This window comes from Sandarakinorhabdus rubra (assembly GCF_010994245.1).
Lineage (GTDB): Bacteria > Pseudomonadota > Alphaproteobacteria > Sphingomonadales > Sphingomonadaceae > Sandarakinorhabdus > Sandarakinorhabdus rubra.
This window is the reverse complement of sequence record NZ_WMHO01000154.1, coordinates 1-6,394: the sequence shown is the minus strand read 5'-3', so window position 1 is coordinate 6,394 and position 6,394 is coordinate 1. Positions and strand designations below refer to the sequence as shown.

The window sequence follows — 6,394 nt, the reverse complement described above, 5'->3', positions numbered from 1 at the left end:
GTGACCGCCGCTGCGGCCGCCGCGCGCTTCGAAGGCGAGGCAGGCAGCATCGTCGAGCTCCTGAGCCCGGCTGGCCTTGCCTGCCGCCGGCTGCTGCTGGTCGGCACCGGCCCGGCCGACAAGCTGGATGCCCTTGCCGCCGAACGGATCGGCGGCGCCATCGCGGCTCGGCTGCAGACGAGCGGCGAGACCCATGTCAACGTCGACGTGGCCGGCGCGCTGGCTGGCGACCTGGCGGCGCACCTGGCGCATGGCGCGGTGCTGCGGTCGTGGCGCTTCGATCCCTATCGCACCCGCTTGAAGGACAAGCAGAAGCCAACGCTCGCCAGCCTCGCCATCATCGGCGGCGACGGTGCGGCAGCGCACGCCCGCCTGGCCGCGATTGCCGACGGCGTGGCGCGCACCCGTGCGCTGGTCAGCGAGCCGGCCAACATTCTCTTTCCCGAAAGCTTCGTCGAGCGCGCCCGCGACCTGGCGGCACTGGGCATCGAACTGACCATCCTCGACGAGGCCGAGATGGCCCGGCTCGGCATGGGCGCGCTGCTCGGCGTGGCGCAGGGGTCGGTGCGCAAGCCGCGCATCCTTGCCATGCGCTGGAACGGCACCGGGCGCGACGACGTGAAGCCGGTGGTGTTCGTCGGCAAGGGCGTCACCTTCGACACCGGCGGCATCAGCTTGAAGCCGCCGGCCGGCATGGAAGACATGAAGTGGGACATGGGCGGCGCCGGCGCAGTCACCGGCGCCATGCACGCGCTCGCGGCGCGCAAGGCGAAGGCGCACGTGGTCGGCGTTGTCGGCCTTGTCGAGAACATGCCCGACGGCAATGCCCAGCGGCCCGGCGATGTCGTCACCACCATGAACGGGCAGACGGTGGAGGTGATCAACACCGATGCCGAAGGCCGCCTGGTGCTGTGCGATGCCATCTGGTGGGCGCAGGAGACGTTCGATCCCGAGATCGTCGTCGATCTCGCCACGCTCACCGGCGCCATCATCATCAGCCTTGGCCATGAGCATGCCGGCATGTTCGCCAACGATGATGGGCTGGCCGAACAGCTGCGCAGCGCCGGTGCTGCGGTGGGCGAGAAACTGTGGCGGATGCCGATCGGCGAGGCCTATGACAAGCTGATCGATAGCGATATCGCCGACATCAAGAATGTCGGCCCGCGCGAGGGTGGTTCGATCACCGCCGCGCAGTTCATCGCCCGCTTCCTGAAGCCGGGCGTGAAATGGGCGCATCTCGACATCGCCGGCACGGTGTGGGCCAGCAAGGCGGGCGCCGTGCATGACAAGGGCGCCACCGGCTATGGCGTGCGCCTACTCGACCGGCTGGTGGCGGACAATTTCGAAGCCTGAAGGCGAGTGCTTGCCAATCCGGAGCGCGGCCTGTAGGGGGCCGCGCATCCCCGGTTATTCCGCATTGCAGCACTGGATTTCGCCATGGCCATCACGCGCACCTTCTCGATCATCAAGCCCGACGCCACCCGTCGCAACATCACCGGCAAGGTGAACGCGATGATCGAAGGCGCCGGCCTGCGCATCGTCGCCCAGAAGCGCCTGCACCTCACCCAGGCGCAGGCCGAAGGCTTCTACGCCGTCCACCGCGAGCGCGGCTTCTTTGGTGAGCTGGTGCAGTTCATGATCTCCGGCCCGGTGGTGGTGCAGGTGCTGGAAGGCGAGGACGCGGTGCCGGCCTATCGCAAGATCATGGGCGCCACCAACCCGGCCAATGCCGAGCCCGGCACCATCCGCAAGGAACTGGCCGAATCCATCGAAGCCAACACCGTGCACGGCTCCGACAGCGACGAGAACGCCGCGATCGAGATCGCCTATTTCTTCGCGCAGACCGAGATCGTTGGCTGACCGGTCACCGGGGTTGTGACCCCACCCAATAGTCTGCCGGCTGGACGGGCGATCCCAGCCACCGGTCAATGTCACCGGGCACATGGCAATAGCGGCGTGGCAAGGGCGCATCTGCCGTGACCAGCGCCAGCTGCACAAGCCGCCAGCTTGAGCCCTCGCGCCGGAAGCTGGCGGCATAGGCACCCAGCGGGGTGTCGCCGGCCGCCAGCGTCCACAGGCCCAGCGCCGTCTTGCGGTCATTGGCCAGAACGAACCTGGCGGGCGGTGGCAGCAGCGGGTCGGCCGCCCTGGCATAGGGATCGGCAATCGCGCCGATGTTTCCCACATTGCCATCTGGCCCGATCCAGCGGGCGCCTTTGCTGCTGAAGTGGGCTGATACGCCGACGGTCCGGCCGGAGCGGACCGTGTCGAGATAGGCCTGCAAGGTGCGCTGCGCCGCAGCCCTGGCGGGCGCGGTCCGCTGTTCCGGCTGCCATGGTGTGGACAGGCAACGCGCTTCGGCATCGGCGGCAAGCTTCTCGCCAAGCGCGTTGAAGAGTTCACGGTTCTGCGTTTCGGACAGTTGAGCGACCGCCGCGGCGCTCCACAGGAACACGCCACCGGTCACCACCAGACAGGCCAAGCGCCGCATCAGCCACCCACCATCCCGGCAGGCTAATCGCCCAGCTGTCAGGGTGTCAATGCACGATGGCGCAAAAAAGCGTGTGCAGCATCAGTGGCTTGGGGGCGGCGCGGGCCGCCCCCGAAGTCCCTTGCACAGAAGGTCAGGGCACCATCGTGTAAATGCCGCTCCTGACCAGTTGGGCCGACGGATTGGCCATCACGCCAGCCCAATATTCCTGCCAGTTTGCATCGCTGTTCATCGCGTCGCGGTGGGCACCCAGCGCTTCCAGCGATGGGAAGGCCAGTGTGACCATGATGGTCATCGGATGCGCGCCTTCGGTGCACTGGAGAACGCGGGCGCGGCCCCCCAATCGGGTGAGATGGGCGAGTGAGGACTGGATATGCGCCATCAGCTGCGCCGCCTTGCCGGGCATGGGCAGCCACTGGGTGCTGCTGACCGCGCCAATCGTGTTGGGCGCTGGCGGCTGAAAGGCCGGGTCAACGTCGGCCAGCAGTGCCGCTTCCGATTGTTCGGCGGCGCCACTGCCAGCGGCCTGCGCATACCACGTCCGCCATCCGGCGTCGGCGTTGATCCTGGTCACTGCCGCCGCCCAATCCTTGACCGAGGCGAAGTTGATGACGGTGGCAATCGACCCGACGTCCTGGCCCATGACTGGTTGCAGGCAATTGGCGTTGTAGCCCATGGCGCGCAGCCGTTCCCGGCCTTCGAGCGACTGGGTGATATGCGCGGCAAGGCCGCCAGACAGGGTTCTGAAACGATACAAACCAACGATAGCCATGATGATCCCCCGAATGTCTTGATGATCTTGTTGAAATCCCACGCAACAAAAGTCTTCCCACCCCCCGACGACATGTTGGGGGCGGCACGACACTTGATAGTGGAGCGTTGTGGTTATCTATTTGTTAATATAGCATTCATGGCAAATTGTCAAATTCATGCTGGTACGCCACCGAACCCCGTTCTTGCGGTGAGCCCGTCAGGACGCTGAACATACTGGCTGTTTTCTTCCAGACGAGCAGTGCCCTTGCTGGCGGCAATCCGCGCTGAACTCAGCCTTTCGGATTGGCGGCGGCATTTGCCATTGCCGTGCTAGTCAGGCAGCCTTGCCGCTCTGGGGGAGGGCACGATGCTGGGCGAGAAGATCTATGAATATGCCGTCGATCTGACGAGCATGACCGAATATGGCCTGAGCCTGGCCGACGTCATGGCGGGAACGGCCGCACCGCCGCCCCATGGGGCGCGCTTTGACGGTGGATTTGCTGGCCAGATCGAAGGCAGGGTCCGGGGATCGATCAGCGGCACCGATTTTTCCTTCCTGCGGCCTGACGGCGTGCTGGAGCTCAACATTCACGCGACCATAGACGCAGGCAATGGCGTCCTCATCGCCCTGTGGGCAGACGGCATCGGGCGGTTTCGTGCCGGTGAGCCGATCATTGACCTGGCCGAGAATGTGCGTCTGACAACGTCACATGAATCGCATCTCTGGGTGAATGGCCGGCAGATCTGGGCGACGGGAATCGTCGATCTGGCGGCCGGCAAGGTGATACTTCAGGGGTATATGCAGTGACCGCCTGACGTTAGATGCGCAGGCGATCAGATGGGCAGCATGGCGAGCCGCTTCGGCGCGCACAGTCGCCAGGCTGCGGTCATCATTGCTTCGATCATGCCCCAGTCCGGCCCGTCGGTGAGCACGATACCGACCCAGCCGGAAGGGCCGAAATATTTGGGGCGGAAGAAGCGGTCCGGGTCCTGTTCGATCAGCATCGCGGCTTCATCGAGGCCGGAGACTTTCAGCAGCAGCGCGGTGATGCCGTCGCCGTGGTGATTGTCGCTGAAATAGGCAAAGAACTTGCCGCCCTCGACGAAGAAGCCGGGGGAGCCGTGGGAGAGTTTCTCGGCCGCGGCCGGCAGGCCCAGCGCCAGGCCGCGCACGCGGGCCAGCAGGGCGTCGGGGCGGTCTGCTGCTGACACGAAGTCGGCCAGCACGCGCGGGTAGAGCTGGTGTTCGGCATATTGCACCCGCACCGCCAGGCTGTCGGGCGTGTCGCCGGGCAGCACCTTGATGCGGGCCTGGCCCAAAATGGGTCCGTCATCCAGTTCGGGCGTCACGATGTGAATGGTGCAGCCGGTCTCGTCCTCACCCGCCGCCAGCACGGCTTCATGCGTGTGCAGGCCCTTGTGCTTCGGCAGTAGGGAGGGGTGGATGTTGAGGCAACGGCCCTGCCAGTGCGCCACGAACTCCGGTGAGAGCAGCCGCATGTAGCCAGCCAGCGCGATGTGAGTCACGCCGGCGGCTTCCAGTTCACGGGTGATGATCGCGTCGAACTCGGCGCGTTTCATCCCCTTGTGGCTGTGTGCGAAGGTCGGCACGCCCTCGGCTGCCGCCAGTTTCAGCCCGGCGGCATCGGGGTCGTTACTGCCCACCACCACGATCTCATAGGGGCAGGCGGGATCGAGCCGGCTGGCATAGAGCAGGGCGGCCATGTTGCTGCCGCGCCCGGAAATGAGGACGCCGACTCTCGCCCGTTCAGGCATTGTGGCTGGCCGTCCAGGCCGCAGTCTCGCCCCATTGGCCGGGCGCGCCGTGCACGTCGCAGCCGCGTGTGCCTGCGATGATCTCGCCCACCACCGCTGCGCGTTCGCCGGCCTGTTCCAGCGCCGCGATCACCGCTTCGGCTTCGCTGCGGTCCACTGCCAGCACCATGCCGGTGCCACAGTTGAAGGTGCGCGCCATCTCGCCCGCCGCAACGCCGCCTGTCGCGCGCAGCCAGTCGAACAGCGGCGGCAGGGTGGGCGCCGCCACCAGCGCGCGGCAGCCATCCGGCAGCACGCGCGGGATATTCTCGAGGAAGCCGCCGCCGGTGATATGGGCCAGCGCCTTGATGTGGCCGCCCCCGATCAGCGGCAGCAACGGCTTCACATAGATGCGGGTGGGTTCGAGCAGCGCTTCGGCGAGGCTGCGCGCGGCATCGAACGGGGCAGGGGCGGCCAGATCGGCCTTCGCTTCGGCCAGGATGCGGCGGATGAGGGAATAGCCGTTGCTGTGCGCGCCCGAGGAGGCGACGCCGATCAGCAGCTGGCCGGGCGCCACGCCAGCGCCGGTCAGCTGTTCGCCGCGTTCGACGGCGCCAACGGCAAAGCCGGCCAGGTCATAATCGCCGGGCGCATACATGCCGGGCATCTCCGCCGTCTCGCCGCCGATCAGCGCGCAGCCGGCCTGCAGGCAGCCCTGCGCGATGCCGGCCACCACGCGGGCGGCGACGCCGTTCTCCAGCTTGCCGGTGGCGAAATAGTCGAGGAAGAACAGCGGTTCGGCGCCCTGCACGATGAGATCGTTGACGCACATGGCAACCAGGTCGATGCCCACCGTGTCGTGGCGGCCGGTATCGATGGCCAGCTTCAGCTTGGTGCCCACGCCGTCATTGGCGGCGACCAGCAGCGGGTCCTTGTACCCCGCAGCCCTGGGATCGAAGAAGCCGCCAAAGCCGCCCAGTTCGGCATCGGCGCCCGGCCGCGCCGTGGCGCGGGCCAGCGGCGCGATCGCCTTCACCAGCGCATTGCCGGCGGCGATGTCCACCCCGGCTTGGGCATAGGTGAGGGAGCGCTTTTCGGTCATGCGGGCCGCCATAACGGCAATGCGCGCGATATGCCAGCATGGCGGGTTGGCAACAGGCCCTGCGCGGCCGTAAACAGCGGGCGTGACGCGCGTGGCGGTCCTTTCCCTCGTTGCCCTGTTGGCGGCCATCGCGGTCGCACAGCAGCCGACGAAGCGCGCCACCGGCCCGGTGGTGGACCGTTCGGGCGGCGGCGGCAGCGCCTATGCAGTTGGCGGCATCGCGGTCGACGTGACGGCAAGGAGCGTGGACGAGGCCCGCCGCACCGCCTGGCGCGCGGCCGAACGTCGGGCCT

General features: G+C 67.1%; 7 protein-coding genes and 1 pseudogene. 4 read left to right on the top strand and 4 right to left on the bottom strand.

Annotation, left to right across the window (positions count from 1 at the left end; translation table 11 throughout):
• Both GJV64_RS10125 and ndk read left to right on the top strand, forming a co-directional pair.
• A partial coding sequence (locus tag GJV64_RS10125) for a leucyl aminopeptidase (protein WP_164157120.1) occupies nucleotides 1-1,353 on the top strand: 1,353 nt, incomplete at its 5' end.
• A gap of 84 nt (nucleotides 1,354-1,437) precedes the next feature.
• A complete protein-coding gene (gene ndk, locus GJV64_RS10120) occupies nucleotides 1,438-1,860 on the top strand; it encodes a nucleoside-diphosphate kinase (RefSeq protein WP_164157119.1) in 423 nt (140 codons plus the stop codon).
• A gap of 4 nt (nucleotides 1,861-1,864) precedes the next feature.
• Here ndk and GJV64_RS10115 read toward each other — a convergent pair whose 3' ends face one another.
• Both GJV64_RS10115 and GJV64_RS10110 read right to left on the bottom strand, forming a co-directional pair.
• Nucleotides 1,865-2,491, bottom strand: coding sequence for a hypothetical protein (locus tag GJV64_RS10115; RefSeq protein WP_164157118.1), 627 nt, complete (start codon nucleotides 2,489-2,491; stop codon nucleotides 1,865-1,867).
• A gap of 133 nt (nucleotides 2,492-2,624) precedes the next feature.
• Nucleotides 2,625-3,263, bottom strand: coding sequence for a hypothetical protein (locus GJV64_RS10110; protein WP_164157117.1), 639 nt, complete (start codon nucleotides 3,261-3,263; stop codon nucleotides 2,625-2,627).
• A gap of 348 nt (nucleotides 3,264-3,611) precedes the next feature.
• Here GJV64_RS10110 and GJV64_RS10105 point away from each other — a divergent pair, with 348 nt between their 5' ends.
• Nucleotides 3,612-4,052 carry a DUF3237 domain-containing protein gene (locus tag GJV64_RS10105; protein WP_164157116.1) on the top strand — a complete coding sequence of 147 codons (441 nt, stop codon included), beginning with the start codon at nucleotides 3,612-3,614 and terminating at the stop codon, nucleotides 4,050-4,052.
• A 26-nt stretch (nucleotides 4,053-4,078) separates the two neighbouring features.
• Here the strand turns inward: GJV64_RS10105 and purN are convergent, their stop codons facing one another.
• Entirely contained in the window at nucleotides 4,079-5,020 is a 942-nt protein-coding gene (gene purN, locus GJV64_RS10100) for a phosphoribosylglycinamide formyltransferase (protein WP_164157115.1), read from the bottom strand.
• On the bottom strand, nucleotides 5,013-6,113 hold the full coding sequence (gene purM / locus GJV64_RS10095; protein ID WP_408014981.1) for a phosphoribosylformylglycinamidine cyclo-ligase: 1,101 nt from the start codon (nucleotides 6,111-6,113) through the stop codon (nucleotides 5,013-5,015). Before purM ends, purN begins: the two co-directional genes overlap by 8 nt.
• Before the next feature lie 79 nt (nucleotides 6,114-6,192).
• On the opposite strand from purM, the pseudogene GJV64_RS10090 reads away from it, so the two are divergent.
• Nucleotides 6,193-6,394 (top strand): annotated as a pseudogene (locus GJV64_RS10090) (hypothetical protein); the annotation flags it as partial.

Bases quoted from the DNA above. Each gene is read 5' to 3' on its own strand.
- ndk (WP_164157119.1), top strand. From the start codon at position 1,438: ATGGCCATCACGCGCACCTTCTCGATCATCAAGCCCGACGCCACCCGT.
- GJV64_RS10115 (WP_164157118.1), bottom strand. From the start codon at position 2,491: ATGCGGCGCTTGGCCTGTCTGGTGGTGACCGGTGGCGTGTTCCTGTGG.
- GJV64_RS10110 (WP_164157117.1), bottom strand. From the start codon at position 3,263: ATGGCTATCGTTGGTTTGTATCGTTTCAGAACCCTGTCTGGCGGCCTT.
- GJV64_RS10105 (WP_164157116.1), top strand. From the start codon at position 3,612: ATGCTGGGCGAGAAGATCTATGAATATGCCGTCGATCTGACGAGCATG.
- purN (WP_164157115.1), bottom strand. From the start codon at position 5,020: ATGCCTGAACGGGCGAGAGTCGGCGTCCTCATTTCCGGGCGCGGCAGC.
- purM (WP_408014981.1), bottom strand. From the start codon at position 6,113: ATGGCGGCCCGCATGACCGAAAAGCGCTCCCTCACCTATGCCCAAGCC.